Annotated in this window: 18 protein-coding genes; 5 read left to right on the top strand and 13 right to left on the bottom strand. The window is 50.4% G+C overall.

All coding sequences use genetic code 11. From position 1 onward, the window contains the following. The first annotated feature begins 1 nt into the window (after position 1). Positions 2-3,841: a translocation/assembly module TamB domain-containing protein gene (locus tag R2103_RS01910; protein ID WP_317529876.1), complete on the top strand. Its 3,840-nt coding sequence runs from the start codon at positions 2-4 to the stop codon at positions 3,839-3,841. 49 nt (positions 3,842-3,890) lie between these two features. Here R2103_RS01910 and R2103_RS01905 read toward each other — a convergent pair whose 3' ends face one another. The 6 genes from R2103_RS01905 to R2103_RS01880 form a co-directional block, all read right to left on the bottom strand. Beyond that, complete coding sequence (locus R2103_RS01905; protein ID WP_317529875.1) at positions 3,891-4,553, bottom strand: HAD family hydrolase; 663 nt, start codon at positions 4,551-4,553, stop codon at positions 3,891-3,893. Next, the gene (gene hda / locus R2103_RS01900; RefSeq protein ID WP_411172639.1) at positions 4,550-5,227 is read right to left on the bottom strand and encodes a DnaA regulatory inactivator Hda; all 678 of its coding nucleotides are present in this window, start codon (positions 5,225-5,227) and stop codon (positions 4,550-4,552) included. The genes R2103_RS01905 and hda overlap by 4 nt, the downstream gene beginning before the upstream one ends. Before the next feature lie 42 nt (positions 5,228-5,269). Then, positions 5,270-6,334: an AI-2E family transporter gene (locus R2103_RS01895; protein ID WP_317529873.1), complete on the bottom strand. Its 1,065-nt coding sequence runs from the start codon at positions 6,332-6,334 to the stop codon at positions 5,270-5,272. Positions 6,335-6,341: 7 nt separating this feature from the next. Further along, positions 6,342-7,736, bottom strand: coding sequence for an aspartate aminotransferase family protein (locus tag R2103_RS01890; protein ID WP_317529872.1), 1,395 nt, complete (start codon positions 7,734-7,736; stop codon positions 6,342-6,344). A 782-nt stretch (positions 7,737-8,518) separates the two neighbouring features. After that, entirely contained in the window at positions 8,519-9,373 is an 855-nt protein-coding gene (locus R2103_RS01885) for a C1 family peptidase (protein WP_317529871.1), read from the bottom strand. Between the two features lie 27 nt (positions 9,374-9,400). Continuing rightward, positions 9,401-9,559 carry a hypothetical protein gene (locus R2103_RS01880; protein WP_317529870.1) on the bottom strand — a complete coding sequence of 53 codons (159 nt, stop codon included), beginning with the start codon at positions 9,557-9,559 and terminating at the stop codon, positions 9,401-9,403. A 70-nt stretch (positions 9,560-9,629) separates the two neighbouring features. On the opposite strand from R2103_RS01880, the gene purM reads away from it, so the two are divergent. From purM to R2103_RS01860, 4 genes are read left to right on the top strand one after another with little or no spacing between them, the layout of a single operon-like run. Continuing rightward, positions 9,630-10,688, top strand: coding sequence for a phosphoribosylformylglycinamidine cyclo-ligase (gene purM, locus R2103_RS01875; protein WP_317529869.1), 1,059 nt, complete (start codon positions 9,630-9,632; stop codon positions 10,686-10,688). Positions 10,689-10,713: 25 nt separating this feature from the next. Continuing rightward, on the top strand, positions 10,714-11,352 hold the full coding sequence (gene purN, locus R2103_RS01870) for a phosphoribosylglycinamide formyltransferase (protein WP_317529868.1): 639 nt from the start codon (positions 10,714-10,716) through the stop codon (positions 11,350-11,352). After that, the gene (locus tag R2103_RS01865; protein WP_317529867.1) at positions 11,349-12,065 is read left to right on the top strand and encodes a DUF3108 domain-containing protein; all 717 of its coding nucleotides are present in this window, start codon (positions 11,349-11,351) and stop codon (positions 12,063-12,065) included. Before purN ends, R2103_RS01865 begins: the two co-directional genes overlap by 4 nt. 38 nt (positions 12,066-12,103) lie before the next feature. After that, entirely contained in the window at positions 12,104-13,411 is a 1,308-nt protein-coding gene (locus R2103_RS01860) for an RsmB/NOP family class I SAM-dependent RNA methyltransferase (RefSeq protein ID WP_317529866.1), read from the top strand. Between the two features lie 7 nt (positions 13,412-13,418). Here the strand turns inward: R2103_RS01860 and R2103_RS01855 are convergent, their stop codons facing one another. From R2103_RS01855 to R2103_RS01825, 7 genes are all read right to left on the bottom strand, one after another. Continuing rightward, entirely contained in the window at positions 13,419-14,057 is a 639-nt protein-coding gene (locus tag R2103_RS01855) for an ABC transporter substrate-binding protein (RefSeq protein ID WP_317529865.1), read from the bottom strand. Further along, entirely contained in the window at positions 14,035-15,114 is a 1,080-nt protein-coding gene (locus R2103_RS01850) for a glycosyltransferase (protein WP_317529864.1), read from the bottom strand. The genes R2103_RS01855 and R2103_RS01850 overlap by 23 nt, the downstream gene beginning before the upstream one ends. 98 nt (positions 15,115-15,212) lie before the next feature. After that, the gene (gene hpnH / locus R2103_RS01845) at positions 15,213-16,331 is read right to left on the bottom strand and encodes an adenosyl-hopene transferase HpnH (protein WP_317529863.1); all 1,119 of its coding nucleotides are present in this window, start codon (positions 16,329-16,331) and stop codon (positions 15,213-15,215) included. 449 nt (positions 16,332-16,780) lie between these two features. Then, entirely contained in the window at positions 16,781-17,296 is a 516-nt protein-coding gene (locus R2103_RS01840) for a peptidoglycan-binding domain-containing protein (RefSeq protein ID WP_317529862.1), read from the bottom strand. Positions 17,297-17,711: 415 nt separating this feature from the next. After that, a complete protein-coding gene (locus tag R2103_RS01835; protein ID WP_317529861.1) occupies positions 17,712-18,365 on the bottom strand; it encodes a hypothetical protein in 654 nt (217 codons plus the stop codon). 129 nt (positions 18,366-18,494) lie between these two features. Then, entirely contained in the window at positions 18,495-19,679 is a 1,185-nt protein-coding gene (gene spt / locus R2103_RS01830) for a serine palmitoyltransferase (RefSeq protein ID WP_317529860.1), read from the bottom strand. Continuing rightward, on the bottom strand, positions 19,679-19,933 hold the full coding sequence (locus R2103_RS01825; protein WP_090315398.1) for an acyl carrier protein: 255 nt from the start codon (positions 19,931-19,933) through the stop codon (positions 19,679-19,681). Before R2103_RS01825 ends, spt begins: the two co-directional genes overlap by 1 nt. Between the last annotated feature and the right edge of the window lie 25 nt (positions 19,934-19,958).

Below are 19,958 nucleotides of genomic sequence, written 5' to 3'. Positions count from 1 at the left end.
TATGTCCGAGCAAAACACCATAAACCCGCCCTCCCCGAAAACCGCCCGGCGTTATCACACGTTGGCTGGCAGTCTGCTGCTTTGGCTGGTGTTAACGGTAATTGCCGGTTATTGGTTGTTGTATAGCTCATCCGGATTACAATCGACGGCCACCGCTGTTAACCGTTGGAGCGGCGGCACGGTTCAATTGAACGGTGTACACGGCACGCTGCAAGACCTGCACATTGAAAATATTCATTTCGACAACGGTGAGCTGGCGCTGACGCTGCAAAATCTTCACATGCACTGGAATCCCGGGCAATTGTTGCAGCGGCGGGTCAGTATCAACCGGCTGGCGTTGGAGTCGATTTGGATCAATCAGCATACGACTGAGACCACGCCCGCAGCTCCGCAACCGCCGGACAGTTTGCTGCTACCGTTCGGATTATCGATTGCGGAATTGACTGCCGCTTCAATTCATCTTAATGCGGCAAGCCAGGAAAATGCTGCGCCGGTCATATCCAATTTAGTACTGGCATTGGACAGCGACGGCAAGCATCACCGGTTCACGCAGCTGAATTTCACAACGCCTTGGGCGACTGTCGAATCGCAGGCGGAACTCGCGGGCAACGCGCCGTATGCCTTGTCCGCCCGTATCGGCATCACCGCTGACGGCTCATGGGGCGGTATCGATACAACCGTTACCGGCAATTTGGAACAGCTCACGATTCAATCGGCCAGCCGTCCGCCTGCCGCCCATATGACACTGCAAGCACAAGTGCAGCCGTTTGCCGCGAACCCGCTAACGCAGTTACACGCTATCCTGGAACAGTGGAATCCGGCCGATTTTCTGGCCAATGCGCCGCAAGCGCAGCTGTCTCTGTCGGCACAGTTGATGCAAAACGAGGCCGGGCAATTGGCCGGTAACATCAACATCGAAAATCATGCGACCGCGCCGTTCGATCAAGACGGTATTCCGCTGTCCGCCATTCGTTCTCGCGTGCAAATTTCTCCGCAATCGCTAACGTTACCGGATCTGCATGCGCAATCCGGAAAGGATGGCGTTGTACGCGGAGCGTTGGTTTGGGATTGGCGCAAGCACGCCCTCACCGCGGATTTGGCGGTTGAACGGCTTGATCCCCAACAGCTCGACAGCCGCCTGCAAACCGCCGCAGTTTCCGGCAAGATCGAGCTCAGCGGCGGTACGGAAAAGCAATCTGCCCGCATCGATCTGCGCGACCGGTCGTTGCGTTTGACTGCCAACATTGCCCGCACACCGGAACAACTCGTGCTCGAGCAGTTCATTGTGCAACGCAACCGGTCGCGATTGGCCGGTCAAGGCAAATTGCAGTTGACGGGGGATCAGTCGTTTGAATTGTCGGGCGAGTTGATTGATTTCAACAGCGCGGATTTTATTCAAGCGGTCGACTCCAGCCTGAACGCCACCTTGCAGTTATCCGGCCAACGATTACCGGCGGTTACCGGTACTTTGAAATACGCTATGCAAAAAAGCCGCCTGGCGAAATCACCGGTCAGCGGCTCGGGAGAGATCGCATTCACCGGCGCGGGGCGCTTCAGCGGCAAGGCTGAATTGCTGGCGGGCTCAAACCGGCTGCTGGCGCAGGGCCGCCTGGACGGTGAACGGCACGACGTTCAATTGACGGTCAATGCCCCCGCATTGGCACAGCTGGGTTTGGGCGTGTCGGGCGATTTGCAGACGCAGCTTAGTTTCCGCGGCACTCTAAAAACACCGGATCTCGACTGGAAATTGACCAGCAAACATCTCGAATTACCCGGTAAACAACAATTCTCGGGCCTATCCGCCAGCGCGCGGTGGCAGCAAGATGACACCATTGCGCTGAACGTGGCAGCCGATACCTATCGCGCGCATGAGCAAGCAACGATCAGGCAGTTGCTCGCCACCCTCGACGGTAAAACCGGGCACCACCGCCTCATGGTCAATGCCGCTATCAACCGGGATGTCGCAGTACGATTGGCGGCAAACGGCGGTTTGAGCAAGGCAAAACCGGGGCAGCCGCCGCGCTGGCAAGGCCAACTGACCGGATTGTCTGCTACCGGTGACATGCCGTTTCGCCTGCTGGCACCGGCCACACTCGCGGCCAGCACAACATCGTTTTTGTTACATGATGCCGGGTTTTCGCTTTCCGGCGGATCGGTCCGCATCGAGCAATTGCACTGGACTCCGGACAGTTTGAAAACCAGCGGTGATTTCACCGGCATTGGGCTGCTGCCCGGCGCACCGGTGCGCGCAAAAGAAGCTCCGTTACAATTGGGCGGCCGCTGGTATCTCGATAACGCCACGCAGCTGAGCGGCGAATTGCACATCCAGCGCGAACGCGGCGACTGGTATTTGCCCGGAGACATACCGCAGCCATTGGGATTGCAACAATTACAGCTGCAAGCAACCGCACGGCAAGGAAAACTATCCGGACAATTCACGCTGAATAGCGAAACACTGGGCAGCGTTCGGGCGGAAGTGGCGATGCCGCTGCAACCCACGAAAGCACAATGGTCCATGGTCAAAGAATCACCGTTGCAGGGTGATATCCAAGCCAGCATCGCCAGCTTGAAGTGGCTCAATGCGTTCGGTGACAATCTGCACGCCGATGGCGAATTACACATTCAAGCTGGAATCCGGGGTACGCTGCAGCAACCCGATATCAGCGGCACGGTGTCCGGCGCAAATTTACGCCTGGCCTTACTGGAACAGGGCATTCGCCTGCAGCAAGGCACCCTGACCGCGCATTTTCAGCAAGCGGATTTGCACATCGACCGGCTGCACTTTGCCAGTCCTCATGGGCCGCCACCGGACAACCGCTTGTTCGGCAATTTGGCGCTGCAAGATACGGCGGGCTCGCTGACTGTCAGCGGCAAGGCCGGATTAACCGGCGGCCCAAGCCACCTCGATTTCTCCATCGAGAAACTGCCGCTGGCGCATAAAACCGATTACTGGATTGTCTCTTCTGGCAGCGGCACCGCCCGTTTGCAGCAAAACCGCCTCAGCATTGCCGGCGATTTACGAGCCGACGCCGGTTTGATCATGCAACCGCCGGAAGATCGCCCGTCTTTGCCGGACGATGTCGTTCTGGTCAATACCTCAGCACCGCAACGTGCGCAGAAACTGGCGCTGGATCTTGCGATGAACTTTAATCTGGGGGAGAAATTCCATATCCGCGCCGCCGGTCTGGAAGGCCGCCTGGCTGGCCAGCTGCAAGTCCGCAACGACAACAATCAGCAACTCAAGCTCACCGGTGTGATCGCTGCGCAGGACACTGCATTCAAAGCATACGGGCAGAATTTGACGGTCAAACGCGGCATCGTCAGTTTCCAGGGGCCGCTCGATGATCCCAATCTGAGCGTACTAGCGGTGCGGGAGGGGCTGGCAGTCGAGGCCGGTGTTGAAATCGACGGATCGGTACGCCACCCGCGGGTAAGATTGGTATCGACACCGGAGGTACCCGATCTCGAAAAACTGTCCTGGATCGTACTGGGTAGAAAACCCGACGCCAGCGGCCTCGATACCTCGGTACTGCTGTCAGCCGCCGGATCGATACTCGGCGGTCAATCCGGCAGCGGTATTACCGATCGAATCACCCAAGCGCTCGGTGTGGACGAGATCACTTTCAAACAAGCAAGTTTCGGCAGTTCATTGACCGGGCAGATCGGCGTGATTGGCAAGCGCATTTCATCGCGCGCTTATTTGACTTACGAGCGGGGCCTAACAGCAACCACGGTTGGTATCGCTAAGCTGAATTACAGTCTGACACCGAGAATTACCATCGTCACGCAAGCCGGTGAGGATAGTGCGGTCGATCTGTTTTATTCCATGCAATTTGATTGAATCGTAACGAAAGCTCAGCAGAGCAATGGGCGATTCACACGGATTAACACTAACGCAAACTGATAATCGGCCAGTTGTTTCTCTCGGCGTGGCTTTTCAGTGTCGGATCGGGATCGACCGCGACCGGGTGCGTGACTTTGCTGAGCAACGGCAGGTCGTTCAGCGAATCGCTGTAAAACCAGCTGCGCAGGAACGACAGCCACGTCAGATTGTGCGCATCCAGCCATTTCTCCAGCCGTTCGACTTTTCCTTCGCGGAATGACGGTGTGCCGGAAACCCGGCCGGTAAATTCACCGTTCTTTTCTTCCGGCTCGGTTGCAATCAAGTACTCGATACCGAGCGCCTGGGCAATTGGCGCGGTGACGAAACTGTTGGTGGCGGTGATAATGATGCACAAATCGTTATCCAGCATATGCTGCTCGATCAATTTCCGCGTGCCGGGCGCGATTATCGGGGTAATCCTTTGGGTCATGAATTCCTTACGCCAGGCTTCCAGTTGCGCGCGCGGATGACGCGCCAGCGGCTTAAGCTGAAAATCGAGAAATTCGTGAATATCCAGCGTCCCGGCTTTGTATTGCTCGTAAAATTCGATATTTTTCGCTTCGTGCAACTCACGATCCAGCGCGTTCTTTTCTATCAAAAACTGCGCCCACTGAAAATCACTGTCGCCTGCAATCAGCGTGTTATCCAAATCAAATAATGCTAAATTCATGAAGCCACCTGTAATAATTCTCGTAACAAAGGAATGGTAATAGGACGCTGATGCACCAGCGAATAGCGGTCCAAAGCATCCAGCGTCATCATCAGCGACGGTAAATCGCGCCGCCCGTGCCGCAACAAATAAAGACAAATTTCCTGCGAAATCTCAAAGCCGCGATCCGCAGCATGCGTTTTCATGGCTTGGATTTTCTCCGCTTCGGTCAGTTCATGCACCTGAAAAACCAACCCCCAGCCCAAACGCGTCACCAGATCCTGGCGCAAATTCAGATACATCGGCGCAACTGTGCCGCTCAGCAGCAATAAGGCATGGCCTTCGTCGCGCAACTGGTTATACAGATTGAACAATCCGATCTGAGCCGCTGCATTCAGGTCATCGATATCGTCGATAGCAATGCAATTCACGTCATCCTCAACCGGAAATTCACTCTGCTTTTTGGCGCTGCAATATACCGCTTTTAGGCTTCTTTGTGTATACGCAGCAACAACCGCTTGCAGCACATGACTTTTGCCGCACCCCGGCTTACCCCACACATAAACAAAACGTTCCTGTTCCCGGCCGGACAAAATGCCGGTCAGCATGTGCAGCAATTCGGCATTTTTTCCCGGTTGAAAATTTTCCAGCGCGGGGGACGGCGGCGGCAAAATATCGAGCAGCAATTGTTGCATCATCATGACTCAGGGATGCCGCCAGACTCTAAACCGGCAGGGTTATGAATTATAGAAATTACTGATCAGATAATGCTGATGCAGGTGCCGCAGCCATACCAGCAATACGGCGCTCACCGGCAGCGCCAGCAGGATGCCGAAAAAACCGAATAATTGACCGAACGCCATCAAGGCAAAAATCACCATGACCGGATGTAAGCCGATGCGGTCACCCACCAGCCAAGGGGTAAACAGCATGCCCTCCAGCAATTGACCAATACCAAACACGATCCATACCGGTATCAATCCGCTCCAATCTTGAAACTGCATCACAGCGGCCAGTGTTGCGAGCGTCAGGCCGACGATCATGCCGAGATACGGGACGAAAACCAGAATGCCCGCAACCAAGCCGATCGGTAATGCAAATTCCAATCCCGCCAGCCAGAGGCCGGTAATGTAACAAATGCTCATCAGTACGATGACGGACAATTGCCCGCGCAGAAATTCCGCGAGAATCTGGTCGGTCTCCCGGGCCAATAGGGAAATCTGCTTGTGCCAGTAGCGCGGGATCATTTCATCGATCAGCTTGATCAACATGTCCCAATCGCGCAGCAGATAAAACAACACCACCGGCACCAGCAGCATATTGACCAGAAACTCGACAATCGCCATGCCGCCGCTGGTCAACGAAGGCAGCACTTTCGCCGCCACTCCACCCGCGCTCTGCCAGTGTTCCGATATCGCTTGCTTCAGCACATTCATGTCCGGTTGCAGGCTGATGTTAAACCGGGCTTCCAGCCACGGAATCACCTTGGTCCGCAGCACTTCGAGATAAACCGGCATTTTGTCCAGCATCCGCCGGGCTTCTTCTTCAAACAGCGGCACCATGATCAAAATCAGCGCCGCGAACATGCCGAGTAATAAGAACATCACCAATATCGTGCCTGCGGTACGCGAGATATTTCTGCCCGCCATGCGTGTCACCATCGGATTACAGATATAAGCAATGACTGCGGCCAGCAAAAAGGGTGTCAGAATCGGACTGAGCAGGTACAGCACCCCGCCCGACACACAAGCCAGCGCCAGCCACCAGAAATAATGCAGTTCGTTGGAGTGTTCGGTATTCATGCGGATTCTAGCTTTGACCGGCCTTCGCTTTTAACGCATGGCTGGCCAGGTTCTTGCCAAGCTCCCAAATGGAACCCGGCACTTGATGCGTATCGGCGATCGTCTTGGAAAATGCACTGATAATGCGGTCGCAATCTTTTTGTGTCAGGATCAGCGGCGGTAACAGTTTGACCACATTCATGCCATGCCCCGCCACCTGCGTCAGGATTCGGTGTTCTTTGAACAACGGGATCGTGATCATCTGGCAGAACAACCCTTTGTTGGCCGCTTCCAGCATCATCCAGGCGGCTTTTAACGAGAAACTGTCGGGCGATTTGAATTCCACCGCGATCATCGATCCTTTGCCGCGCGCTCCCTTCAGGAATTCAAACTGACCGGTTAAGGCATTCAACCGTGCGATCAAATCCGCACCGACCTTGGCGCTGTTCTCGACCAGTTTTTCGCTTTTGATCACTTCTAGACTGGCCAGCCCCGCCGCCATCGCCATATTGTTCTTGGAGAACGTGGAGCCATGCACCACCGCGCGGTCCATGCGGTTAAACACGCTGTCCATAATCGGTTGCGTCATTGCCACCGCGCCAACCGGAACAAACCCGCCGGACAGTGCCTTGGCCATGCAAATCATGTCGGGCTTCACGCCCCAATGCTCAACTGCCCAGAATTTACCAGTACGCCCCAGTCCGGTCTGAATTTCATCCGCGACAAACAAGGTGCCATATTTCTTGCACATGCGTTCGACTTCGGGCAGGTAATTATCGTCCGGGATATTCACGCCTTTGCCTTGGATCGGCTCGACCACGAACGCCGCCACGTTGCGGCTGCTGAGCGCCTGTTCCAATGTGGCCAGATCGTTGAATGGCACCGAGCCGCAATCTTGCAGCAACGGCCCGAAGCCATCCTTGAAAATCTGTTCACCGTTCAGTGATAACGCGCCCATCGTCAGGCCATGATAAGCATGATCGCAGCAAATAATGCGATTGCGTTTGGTAAAGTAACGTGCGAACTTGATCGCCGCTTCGACCGCCTCGGTGCCGGAATTGCAAAAGAACGCGCGTTCCAGATTATCCGGTGTCGTGGTCAAGATCTCCTTGGCCAGCAGGCCGCTCAGAATCGACACATCCATCTGCACCAAATCGGGCATTTCGAGCGACAACACTTCTTTTAATGCATTGACGATGACCGGATGGTTGCGGCCGAACGCATACACCCCGAAACCGCTCAACAAATCGAGATATTCGTTCCCTTGCTCGTCATACAAATACTGCCCGATCGCGCGCTCATAATTACGGTCATAGCCGATTGTCTTCAGTACCCTGACCATTTGCGCATTCAGGTAACGATCGTGCAAATCAAATTTGTCGGTGCGATGTTGCGATAACAAATCAGCGATACTGAAAGACATGAACTACCCCGGTGTTGGAAAACCAGCCAGCAACGCTGGAAAAATGATTAATTGACTCCACCCAGAAAAACTACTGCAAAACCGTATTACGACAACAAAAATTAGCGCAGATCATACCATTCTTGCACATATTTTTGCTGTTAAAAACATGGAGTGATTTGAATGTAGGGAAAATCCCAAGACATAGCCGATGGATTTGGATGTAAGCGATGTAATCCTTCGGGAAACAACCTATTTGAAGGAAATTTCATTCTTCCGAAAAGCCGCAATAGGCCCAAATGACAAGGATATATCAGTATCCTACTTGAAGTGCTAATGAATAGTTTCTTAAGCCAAGCATTCCCAAATTTAAGAATGATTGGGTGGCATGTCTGTAGATTTCTTACATTGAGAACACGGTACGATTTGATACCGGATTTGAACTTTACCGCAGCTGAGCGGCACAGCATAAAAAAATAGAGCATTTCTTGATGCAAATGCTCTATTTCAAATTAACGATTACTGCTTACGAAAACGATTCCAATGTAATCAGCACAAACAGAATAAATATAACTGCAAAATAAGCATTTCCTAATCGTTCCAAGATTCTCTCCTCATTGATAGTTAGTTAAAAACATATGATGAGATTATCAGAAATCACAAAAGTTCACAAATTATTCACAAAAAAATTACAAAAAATTCACGAAACCGATCTTGAATTCTGAAACTGCCTGTTTTCCATTCCTTGAAATTGAGAATAAATCATTGATTAAGATTCTCTTACTCTGAGATTCTTAAAACGATTACTTAAACAAATCGCTATCGACAAATTCCGCTTTGACCAGCGACCAGAAATCATCGGCGAGGCCATCTTCGATGTACGCATACGGCAGCCAGCCGTAGCCGCCATCACCCCAGTCCGTCCCCCAGGAATTACGAATCAACAATGCGCCCTTCGTGGAGCCGATTTTTTTCTGGTCGTCATACCCGACTGCAAGTACCGCGTGCCCGCCATCCAAGGTATCGCCGCCGGTGGGATAAGGAATTTCCCCTTTGCCATCGCCGGATCGCGGCATGGAACTGTAAACCGAGAAACCGAACATGGCGGGAAGTTGCCCGGCGAGACTGGTTTTTACGTTTTTCAACACGGTGGCTGTGGGTGTATTGGGTGGATCAAGCCGGTAATAGTTGATCGCTTGATAGCTCTGCGCGTATGAAAAGCAGAAATTAGAAGGATCATCGTTGAACTTGGCGACGTCGTAAGGCCAATATTTCTCCGGCGGAACACCGAACAGCACCAGCGCTTTCATGGTGTCTCTCAGATATGCGCCATCGTCGCCGGTGAACCCCAGCAGTTGCCGGGTGACTTTGTATAAAAACAGCCGCGATGCGTCGACGTGTTTTCCAAAAGCGCGGCGTTCAAAGTATTCCACCATGCCGACACCCGCATGGGCTGTACAGGAACCGAGCTGCCCCTGGTCTTCGATCGGCGAACAGTATTTGCGCAGATCGACCGAAGCCGGTAAAGTCTTCGCGGCTTTTTTCAATGCTGATGATTTTGCCAGAACTTTTGCAACCGCCGATGTCGATTGCGTGTGATCCCGCATATCGGGCAGGTCTCTATGCCAGCCCAGCCCACGACCGTGAATTGTTTTCATATTCCACCTCCAATTAAAGTACGCTGATCAATCTACCCTTGCCATACTGTTTACTGACAGAACTTCTTTTACTTCAACTGCTTCTTGAGTATAAGTCAAACCGGTGCAATAGCAAAATATAGAGCCAATCCAAACAATCCCCAGGAACACCATCGCCGGACGGAGATTTTTATCTGCGCGCACCATGCGCATCGCTCATTTGCGGTAAAATCCAGTTTTGCCGGTAGCATTCATTTTAACCGCATGGGAATCCAAGTTGACTTCATCCAAATCTGATCATCCGAACACAACGCCATTATCCTATCGGGATGCCGGGGTCGACATCGACGCGGGCGACCGGCTGGTTGAAAATATCAAGCCGTTGGCCAAGCGCACCCTGCGGCCCGAGGTACTCACCGGCATTGGCGGTTTTGGCGCATTATTTGAGATTTCCAAGAAATACCAAAACCCGGTGCTGGTTTCCGGTACCGATGGCGTGGGCACCAAGCTGAAGCTGGCATTCCAGCTTAACCGCCACGACACCATCGGTATTGATCTGGTGGCGATGAGTGTCAACGATATTCTGGTGCAAGGCGCAGAGCCGCTGTTTTTCCTGGATTATTTCGCCTGCGGAAAATTGCAGGTGGAAACGGCGACGGCAGTGATCAGCGGTATCGCCCGCGGTTGCGAACTGGCCGGTTGCGCGTTAATCGGCGGCGAGACGGCGGAAATGCCGGGCATGTACCCGCACGATGAATACGATTTGGCCGGATTCGCCGTGGGTGCGGTGGAAAAAGAGCGGATTATCAGCGGTGCGGCGATACAAGCGGGCGATATCGTGTTGGGTGTTGCCTCCAGCGGCGCGCATTCCAACGGTTATTCGCTGATCCGCAAGATCATCGAACATAGTCACGCCGACTTGTCCGGAGATTTTCACGGCCAGCCCCTCGCCGATGTCATCATGGCGCCAACACGCATTTACGTCAAACCGTTGCTGGCGCTAATCAATCAACTGCCGGTCAAGGGGCTGGCGCATATCACCGGCGGCGGCTTGGTGGAAAATGTGCCGCGTATTTTACCCGATCAGCTTATGGCGGTTTTACAGCGCGATGCCTGGGAAATGCCGCCATTGTTCCGTTGGTTGCAACAACAAGGCAATGTCGCCGATCACGAAATGGCGCGCGTATTCAATTGCGGTATCGGCATGGTGATCGTTGTCGCACCCGAGCATGCCGAGACCGCGCTGAGCAGTTTACATGCGGCGGGAGAAACCGCATGGCGGATTGGGGGAATCAAGCCGCGTACGGCTAATCAGCCAGCCACCGTACTCGTGTAAACCCTTATTCCGGCAACAGCATCCTATGAAATCACTGGTTATTCTGATTTCCGGCCGCGGCAGTAATATGCAGGCGTTGCTGGAAGCGAAATTGCAGGTGGATCGCATTACAGTAATCAGTAACAATCCCCATGCGAGCGGGCTGGAAATTGCGCGGCAACTGGGTGTTGAAACTTTGATTCTGGATCACCGCGATTTTCCGGACCGTCAGACATTCGACGCGGCATTGGCGGAAAAAATTGACACTTGCCAGCCAAAACTGATTGCACTGGCGGGCTTCATGCGTATACTTAGCGATCGCTTTGTACAACGTTACCAAGGCCGGTTAATGAACATTCACCCTTCCTTACTCCCTGCTTTTCCAGGATTGGGCACACATGCGCGGGCGCTGCAAGAAGGCATCAGGATTCATGGCTGCACGGTGCATTTTGTCACATTGCAGCTGGATCACGGTCCGATTGTGATTCAAGCGGCTGTCCCGGTATTACCGGGAGATAGCGAAGAAACCCTGGCTGCCCGGGTTTTACAGCAAGAGCACCGCATTTATCCGCAGGCTGTCCGCTGGTTTATGGAAGACCGGATCCGCCTGAATGGAAATCGAGCTGAAGTGACTGACGCCAACGTTAGTGAGGTTGCACTTTTCTCACCAGGATTGCCGGAATGAAATGTGCAGCATTGCTTTTTCTGCTGGGGCTGCTCAGTTTCCCGGTCATGGCGACGGATATGCCGTCACGCATCGAAATTAAATATGCGGTGACGACGGATATCGGCGAAGGGGAAATCGATGAAGTGATGGAAATCAAGCACGTCGACGGCAAGGCGCATTATTCGATCAACAGCGAAGCGCAAGCCACCGGTATGTACAAACTCATCGAACCGAATAGCATCATGCGCCATAGCGAAGGCATCATCACCAAACATGGTTTACGGCCCATGCGCGCTTATGAAAAACGCGGTAAAAAACAACCCAGCGTCGCAGAATTTGACTGGCATAACCATATCATCACACTGAATCACCAAGGTCATCATGCCAGGGAAAAGTTGCCGGATGGTACGCTGGATCGTCTCAGCTTATCGTACAACTTTGTGTTTACCGAGCTGCCGAAACACCATGTTGACCGGTACGTTACCAATGGCCATAACCTGCGGTTAACACGCTATACCATCGCGAAAGAAACCCTCAACACACCGATCGGGAAAATGGAAACAATAGTATTAACCCGGCAGGAAGAAAAGCACTCCAAGCTTAAAAGGAAAATATGGCTCGCGCTGAACAATCACATGCTACCCGTACGTATTGTCTCGGTTGAGGATAATGGCCGGGAAATCGACAAAATAGTGACCGAAGTTAATATCAGCTATAAACCGGATCATTAATTCATTTGCTTCGCTGATAGCTCACACACTGGAAATCAATGCATTTAACACCTCCCCAATTGGACGCGGCCATCGTCGCCATGCGTACCGTACTGCCGCTGGAATATCCTGCCGATGCCATCATGCGCCGCTTTTTCCGGGAAAACCCCATGCTTGGCGGACAAGACCGGGCATTCATCGCGGAAACCGTTTTTGGCATTTTACGCCACCGTTTTTTTCTTGAAAGCCTGGCAAACGGCATAACACCACGCGCTTTGGTGCTCGCTTATCTGGCTAAATTTCAAGGCATGAACTTGCGTGAATTGTCACCGTTGATCAGCGAAACGGAAAGCAAATGGCTGGCGGAAATCAAAGGCAGCAAACCGGATACGCTACCGTTGCCAATCCAGGCGGAATTTCCTGCGTGGGTGGTGGAAAAATTGCAACACGGCATGCCGGATAGCGATATTCTTGATTTGGGGCTTTCCTTGCAACAACCGGCACCGCTGGATCTGCGGGTGAATACTATTCTCGCCAAACGCGCTGAAGTGCTTGAAACATTGGCGCAGGAAGGCATCGAAGCGCAGGCAACGCCTTATTCCCCCTGCGGCATTCGTCTCACCGGGAAGCCTGCGATCAATCGCCACGCGCTTTTCTTATCGGGAAAAATAGAAGTACAGGACGAAGGCAGCCAGTTACTCGGCTACTTACTGGCGCCAAAGCGCGGCGAGATGGTTGTCGATTTCTGCGCGGGTGCTGGCGGGAAGTCGCTGCTATTGGGCGCTTTGATGAATTCAAAAGGACGTCTTTATGCGTTTGACGTTTCGGAAAAAAGATTGAGTAATCTGAAACCCCGCTTCAAGCGCTCCGGTTTGTCGAACTTGCATACGCAGCGCATTGCGGATGAGAATGACAGCAAGATCAAAAGATTGTCGGGAAAAATAGATCGCGTATTGGTCGACGCGCCATGCAGCGGTCTCGGCACCTTACGGCGCAACCCGGATCTAAAGTGGCGCCAATCTGCGCAGAGCATTGAAGAATTGAAGGCAAAACAAGCGGCTATTCTGTCCGCCGCTGCCGGTTTGCTTAAACCCGGCGGGCGGTTAGTCTATGCGACATGCAGTTTCCTGCCGGAAGAAAACCAAGCCGTTATCGGTGATTTTCTTGCCAAACATCCGCAATTTACTTTATTGAATTGTGCAGAATTGCTATCGCAACAGAAAATACCGCTCAACACCGGGGAATTCTTACAATTATCCCCTCGGTTGCATCAAACCGATGGCTTTTTTGCAGCCGCTTTAGTTCGTGCAGAAATAGCAGAAACGGATAGTAAACCTGAGCCCGTCAGTGAAACTGAGACGGTCTGATTGTTAGTTAGTTCTGCTGCTGAGCTAAAGTTATTTTTTCCTTCAGCAGTTCTATCAATGCAGCAAAACCATCCCGTTGCAAAACGGCACGATATTCTCCGCGTTTTATGGCAAGATCGCTTACGCCGTCAAACAGGATATTGGCAATCCGCCAGTGTCCTTCCATCTGATGTAACACATAGTCAAAATTTACCGTACCACCGTCGGATTTTGTCAGTTGGCTGCGCACCAGGGTTTGATCACGCGGTAAGGTGCGTTGTTCGATGATCTTAAACTGCTCTCCCTCATATTGGGTAAACCGGCTGGCGTAAGTGGCAATACTCAATTGGCGGAAAGTGCTACCAATCAAGTCTTGCTGCGTTTTGTCCAACTGCGACCAGTAAGTTGCACCGAGTATGGTCTTGATGATCAGATCGATGTCATGCGACTGATCAATGACCGGTTCGAGAAATTTATAACGCCCTTCATACCCCAGTTTCTCACCTTCACGCATGACTTGGAGCAGCGAAGATTGCAATTGACCTATAACTTGTTCCGGGTTGTCCGAACCAGCGCCGGATGCGCTCAATACCGGAGCGATAGATAATAGCAATGCCAGCATCAGGCATCCTGCCAGCAACAACTTAATAGTTTGTTTTACTTTCATAATGACGATCTTTCCAGCGAGCACGCTCCCCGCGCCAGTAGCGCAATGCCGATGTCCAGGTCATGGCAAGATACAATGTGCCGATTGCGGGCAATGCCAGCCCCCAGAGCGGAGAACGATGATAATAAGTTAAAGTTGGCGCATAGGTAAAAAGCATAGCCATCCATGCCAATGCGCTCACCGTATAGGCTTCTACAGATGACAGCAAAAATGCAAACGGCGCAGCCCAAAACATTGAAGTCATTAACACGGTGCAGACGATGAGCAAATTCAGCGAGTATTTTAATTGCGTGAAAGCAGTACGAGCGACCATTTCCCAAATCGGCTGCAATGCATGATAACCCCGATGACTCCGTGCCGCATGACTGAGTCCGATATAAGTATGCAAACCAGCCCGTTTGATATGAGCAGCTAAAGTGCAATCATCGATCAGCGCATTGTGCAGATTGGCAAACGCCCCAGTAGAACGCAATGCTTGTGTTTCCACCAGAATACATCCACCCGCTGCCGCTGCAATGCGGGATTGCGGTTTATTCGCCAAACCGAAAGGATACAGCAGTTTAAAGAAAAATATAAAGGCTGGCATCAGTAAGCGTTCGATGAAGTTCATCATCGGCGGCTCAGCCATCAACGATACCAAAGCCAGATTCTCAGCGCGCGCTTTGCGCAGTAACTCACCGGCAATTCCTTGAGCCAGTTCGATATCCGCATCCAATAGCAGGGTGTAAGGGGTTTTAACTTCCCGCAACCCTTGCTCCAGCGCCCATAATTTACCGCTCCACCCCGCAGGCGGCGCGGTACCGGACAATACCCGCGCACCACTGCGCCTTGCTTGTTCAGCGGTATCGTCGCTGGATTGATCATCGATCACAATGATGCGCACATTGATACCCTGTGCTCTGACACCATTGAGTGTATGCCCGATATAAGGGCCTTCGTTGCGCGCCGGAATCAGTACGGTGATATCACCCAGATCTTCACCGGATCGGAATAATGCTGGCGTTTCTATCTTCTCGCGCGTGCTCCAGGGGCGCCACGGGAGCAGTGCCAATGCCACCCAGCATATAGCACCGAAAACAGATGTGTATAGTACTAAGTCCACCATTATTCTAGATAGATTCTAAAAATAAAAACCAAACTCAGTACTTGCATCTGTTATTTGTCTATCAGTGTGACCGCTATGTCTGAAAGCTTCTTGGATGCTTTGCTTTCTTCAGTTGCCCACTTTGGTGTAGGTTCAGCGACCATAGGACCGCTCGTCTTGGGTCCTCTCATCGCTGCCACCATCGCTTTCCATGGCCGTTGCAGAGTATCTTCCACCGCAGTCGCTTCATATCCGCAGTGAGCCATGCATTGTGCGCATTTTGGATTATTTGCCGTACCGTATTTTTCCCACGGCGTATCATCGAGAAGCTCTTTAAAAGTTTTTGCATAACCTTCATCTGACAGCAAATAGCACGGTTTTTGCCAACCGAATACATTACGTGTCGGATTTCCCCACGGCGTGCACTCATAATCCTGATTTCCGGCCAGATAATCCAGATACAGCGCGGAATGATTCAATCGCCATTTGCGCTTTAATTTTTTACCCAATTCAAAAATGCCGCGGAATAATACTTTGGTGTCCTGGCTTTTTATGAACACATCCTGCTGCGGGGCTTTCTCATAGCTAAAGCCCGGTGCGATTGTGGCGGCTTCAACACCCAGCTCCATGGCATAATCGAGAAACTCAGCGACATCCTCTGGTGTTTCGCCTTGGAACAACGTGCAGTTAACTGTCACTCTAAAGCCTCTCTCCAATGCCAGCTTGATCGCCTCAACCGCACGATCAAAAACGCCATCCTGGCAAACTGAGGCATCATGCCGTTCCTTCATACCATCCAAATGGATGGAGAAAGTCAGATAAGGTGACGGTGTATAGTCATCGATCCGTTTCTTTAACAACAGCGCATTCGTACATAGATAAACATATTTCTTTCGTTTAATAATGCCCGCAACAATCTGTGGCATTTCTTTATGAAGCAACGGTTCACCGCCCGGGATTGACACCATGGGCGCGCCACATTCATCGACTGCCTCCATGCACTCTTCATACGAAAGACGTTGATCGAGAACATCTTCCGGATGCGCAATCTTTCCGCACCCGGCGCATGCCAGATTACAGCGGAATAGAGGCTCCAGCATCAGCACCAGAGGATATTTTTTAACCCCTTTTAACTTCTGTTTAATTAGATAAGTGCCAACCGCAATCTGTTGACGTAAAGGAACTCCCATGAGCAAAACCTCCAAAAGTACTTCAAAAGCAAATTAATGACTAATGCTACTAAACAAAATTTAACAAAACCAATCGTGTATATAACGCAAATTTTATCTGAAAAATGCTGACATACATGCAAACAGTTTGCGCCATACAGCGAAACTCAACTTATGCTAAGGAATTTAAAACTAAAGTAGATATCACAACCAATGACTATGGATATTGCTCAGCATCTTTAGATCTATAATTACCTGAATAATCTCTGAAACCGGATTTGAAATTTAACTATAGAACATGGTTGTTCGTATAGCAAATATTTTTAAATCAACCGGAAAACTAAGAACTAGCGTCAATAATATTACAACGCTAAATAAATTTCCTGATTATTGAAAATTACTCAGCTGATAAAAATACACCAAGGATCATAGATCCCTGGTGTATAAAATCTCATGCTGTAATTTGCCGCTTAGAAATCAACACCCAATGCGCGTAACGTTCTTTTGGTGATTTTACCGGTTGGAATGTTATTTTGTTTCTGGAAGCTTTCGATAGCTGCCACTGTTTTAGCGCCACTGACACCATCTGCCGGACCAGGATTAAACCCTGCACTTGCCAGTGCTTGCTGTATTTTCCGCATAATTGCCGGGGTCACTTTCACCACATCATCACCATCATCCACTGATGGTGCGGCTGCGGCACTTGGCTGAGCTTCCTGAGTCGAGGCTGCTGATTCTATGCTCTGTATACTTTGCACTTCTTCAATTTTAGCTGCGGGCTCAGCTGCAGCTGGAGCAGGTGCTGCGGCCGGTGCTGCTGGAGCAGGTGCTGGCGCTGCTGCCGGAGCAGCCGGTGCTGCCGCCGCATCTTTGTTATCTTTAGGAATTGGTTTCTTTTCAAAAATTGGCTTACAGCCAAACAATAATCCCAATGATAACAAAAGAATAGTATAAGCCACTAACTTACTGATCTTACTAGATTTCATTGCTACCCTCCATAGTGAAAATGTATATGTGAAACGTCATTAAATTTACATTAAAACATACTTCAATGACAAACTTGTTTAACTTCAGCGCCTTATTTAATTAGTCCTTAAAGTTACCACAACATGTTTTTTATTTATTGTTACGCGGACTAACTTATCATGTTGCGATGTGAACTATCACACTTTTCGGCTCATAACGCAATCCGAATAAACTAATTGCTGATGAGCTTAATTTTTTATGATGGACTGGAGACGGTATCACTCCAATATTTAGCACTACTGATGCTTGCCGGAAGCTTGCTAAAAAGCCATTCATTGCTAGATCATCAAGGCAGGGAGAACAGAAGTTGACAATGTAAAAATACACTGGCAGATCGTTATCAGCACAACTGGATATTATTTTGCGCCAACCGAATCATTTCTCCAATTTATATTCTATCGTAGAGAGCGGAGTTAATATGACTGGCTTATCCTGCGCTTCCTTGTTAAACGATGGCAGCACTGTTTCAAAAAATGGCGTTATCGAGTTCGTGGAACCACTGGTGTGCACAAATCCCCGGTTACGCACGACTTTCTTCAATCTAAATGAGGACGCTGCAGAATTAAATTTAAAGATCAGCGTATTTGTAAAAGGAAAAATAAAACTGGTTGTGAATGACGAAAATGGATTTCTTCTAGCGCTTAAGTCGGTATAGAGTGAACTGATGACAATTATCAGTTCTTCTCCATCAAAATAACCAGTCGCGTCGATCGCGTCTAATGGCTGAGGCAAGACATCGCCAGGAATTCCGGAATACCCGATAGCCGTCGCTTTATCAATGCATACCGTGCGGTCGTTACTGACGAAGCGAGGAATGCCGCCAGTCAGCTTTAAACGGTATATTCCGTCCCCAGAATCCTCAATGACTTCAAACCTGCTTTGCACTGGCGTGCCGTTATCCGGTGTCGGATCTTCGGTATTGACGGCATTCAGACATTCAAATCCTTGGTACACGATGCTGATTGCGTATGCATTGCTATGGATAAAGCAAGAAAAAAATGCGAATACCAATCCTTGCAACATTTTCATGGCGGCACCTCCAGAAAAAGACCGTACAGGTCTCGTTACGTATCGGCAAACTCAGTATTCAGCAAGAATTCTTGTTTCTTTGCTAAGTTAATCAGTTGTTACAACATAGCATCGCGGAACTTAGAAATGTCAGTTTATTTCTTTAAATAATTTTGTAAACGTATCGCCCACATACTGAATCTGATCGCGAGTATGCGCCGCGTTCACACTGCATCGCACCAGCGATTTACCCTCCGGTGCGGCAGGCGGCAAAATCAAATTCACATAAATATTATGCTCAAGCAGTCTTTGCCACAGCAACAGGGCTTGTTGCGGCGTGTCCACAACCGCTGCGATCACCGGACCAGGATCCGGGCCAAGCTCATAACCGGCTTCCTTGAGCGCTGAATAAAGCTGCGTGCAGTTATTCCACAATTGTTTCCGCAGATGACTTCCGTTACGCAATAATTCTAATGCCGCGCGGGTTGAAGCAATCGTTGCAGGAGATGGAGATGCGGTAAAGATATAGGGGTGGCTGATATAGCGCAATTGCTCGAGCTGCGGATGGTTGCTCACACAAAATCCGCCGATACTGCACAAACTTTTACTGAAGGTTCCGGTAATAAAATCAACTTCTTGCAATAATCCTGTTTTTTCCACCAGACCTTGGCCTGTTTCACCCAAAACACCCAGTGAGTGCGCTTCATCAAGCAGCAATAGGCAGCCATACTGATTCTTTAATCTGACAATTTCCGCCAAAGGTGCCTGATCGCCCAGCATGCTATAAATTCCTTCAGCAATAATCAGCGTAGTTTCAATGCGATTACCCAGCCGACGCAAGCGTTTCTCCATGTCAGCCGCATCATTGTGCTTGAAGCGAATGATATCCGCCCCGCTGAGAATACAGCCATCATAAATACTCGCATGGGAGTCGCCATCGATTAATACCGTATCTCCCGGCCCGACCAAGCCGGAAATCGTACCCAGGTTTGCTTGATAGCCTGTTGTAAAAACGATGCTGGATCTGCATTGATAAAAATCGGCAAATTCCCTTTCTAAAGCACGATGGCCGAAATAGCTGCCATTCGCCATTCGCGACCCCGTGGTGCCGGTACCTTCCTTATCAATAGCTTCGTGCGCGGCTTGGATACACTCCGGAGCAAAAGTCAAACCGAGATAGTTATTTGTACCTAACAGGAGTACACGACGATCTCCGATTCTGGCTTCTGTTGCAGAATACACTTCTTCGATCGGAATGCCAAAAGCTCCCACACCATTAGGCAGAAGCGCTATTCTCGCAGCGGCCGCTGCATCAATTTTCTCGAGTAGATTCATTATGAAGCTGATTTAATTTTATAGACCAGGTCGACCAATTCACGGACAGTTTGCACATCTGTTAGCGCGTTGATCGGAATTGAAACATCAAAAGTATCTTCAATTTCCATGATCAGATTAAGAAGTTTAATTGAGTCAATGGATAATTGGCTTATCAGATTTGTCTCGGGAGTAATTTGCACATTGGAATTGGTTAAACTACTTAGGCGATCACAGAGCACTTGCATGATCTCATCGTAATTACTTTCAGTCATAGATTAAATTCAGCGTGGTTAAATT

It is taken from the genome of Nitrosomonas sp. Is24, assembly GCF_033063335.1.
Lineage (GTDB): Bacteria > Pseudomonadota > Gammaproteobacteria > Burkholderiales > Nitrosomonadaceae > Nitrosomonas.
This window is presented reverse-complemented; position numbering and strand designations above follow the sequence as displayed.

What these genes read in the sequence shown, in the direction of transcription:
- R2103_RS01910 (WP_317529876.1), top strand. Translation starts at nt 2, where the DNA reads ATGTCCGAGCAAAACACCATAAACCCGCCCTCCCCGAAAACCGCCCGG.
- R2103_RS01905 (WP_317529875.1), bottom strand. Translation starts at nt 4,553, where the DNA reads ATGAATTTAGCATTATTTGATTTGGATAACACGCTGATTGCAGGCGAC.
- hda (WP_411172639.1), bottom strand. Translation starts at nt 5,227, where the DNA reads ATGCAACAATTGCTGCTCGATATTTTGCCGCCGCCGTCCCCCGCGCTG.
- R2103_RS01895 (WP_317529873.1), bottom strand. Translation starts at nt 6,334, where the DNA reads ATGAATACCGAACACTCCAACGAACTGCATTATTTCTGGTGGCTGGCG.
- R2103_RS01890 (WP_317529872.1), bottom strand. Translation starts at nt 7,736, where the DNA reads ATGTCTTTCAGTATCGCTGATTTGTTATCGCAACATCGCACCGACAAA.
- R2103_RS01885 (WP_317529871.1), bottom strand. Translation starts at nt 9,373, where the DNA reads ATGAAAACAATTCACGGTCGTGGGCTGGGCTGGCATAGAGACCTGCCC.
- R2103_RS01880 (WP_317529870.1), bottom strand. Translation starts at nt 9,559, where the DNA reads ATGGTGCGCGCAGATAAAAATCTCCGTCCGGCGATGGTGTTCCTGGGG.
- purN (WP_317529868.1), top strand. Translation starts at nt 10,714, where the DNA reads ATGAAATCACTGGTTATTCTGATTTCCGGCCGCGGCAGTAATATGCAG.
- R2103_RS01865 (WP_317529867.1), top strand. Translation starts at nt 11,349, where the DNA reads ATGAAATGTGCAGCATTGCTTTTTCTGCTGGGGCTGCTCAGTTTCCCG.
- R2103_RS01860 (WP_317529866.1), top strand. Translation starts at nt 12,104, where the DNA reads ATGCATTTAACACCTCCCCAATTGGACGCGGCCATCGTCGCCATGCGT.
- R2103_RS01855 (WP_317529865.1), bottom strand. Translation starts at nt 14,057, where the DNA reads ATGAAAGTAAAACAAACTATTAAGTTGTTGCTGGCAGGATGCCTGATG.
- hpnH (WP_317529863.1), bottom strand. Translation starts at nt 16,331, where the DNA reads ATGGGAGTTCCTTTACGTCAACAGATTGCGGTTGGCACTTATCTAATT.
- R2103_RS01840 (WP_317529862.1), bottom strand. Translation starts at nt 17,296, where the DNA reads ATGAAATCTAGTAAGATCAGTAAGTTAGTGGCTTATACTATTCTTTTG.
- R2103_RS01835 (WP_317529861.1), bottom strand. Translation starts at nt 18,365, where the DNA reads ATGAAAATGTTGCAAGGATTGGTATTCGCATTTTTTTCTTGCTTTATC.
- spt (WP_317529860.1), bottom strand. Translation starts at nt 19,679, where the DNA reads ATGAATCTACTCGAGAAAATTGATGCAGCGGCCGCTGCGAGAATAGCG.
- R2103_RS01825 (WP_090315398.1), bottom strand. Translation starts at nt 19,933, where the DNA reads ATGACTGAAAGTAATTACGATGAGATCATGCAAGTGCTCTGTGATCGC.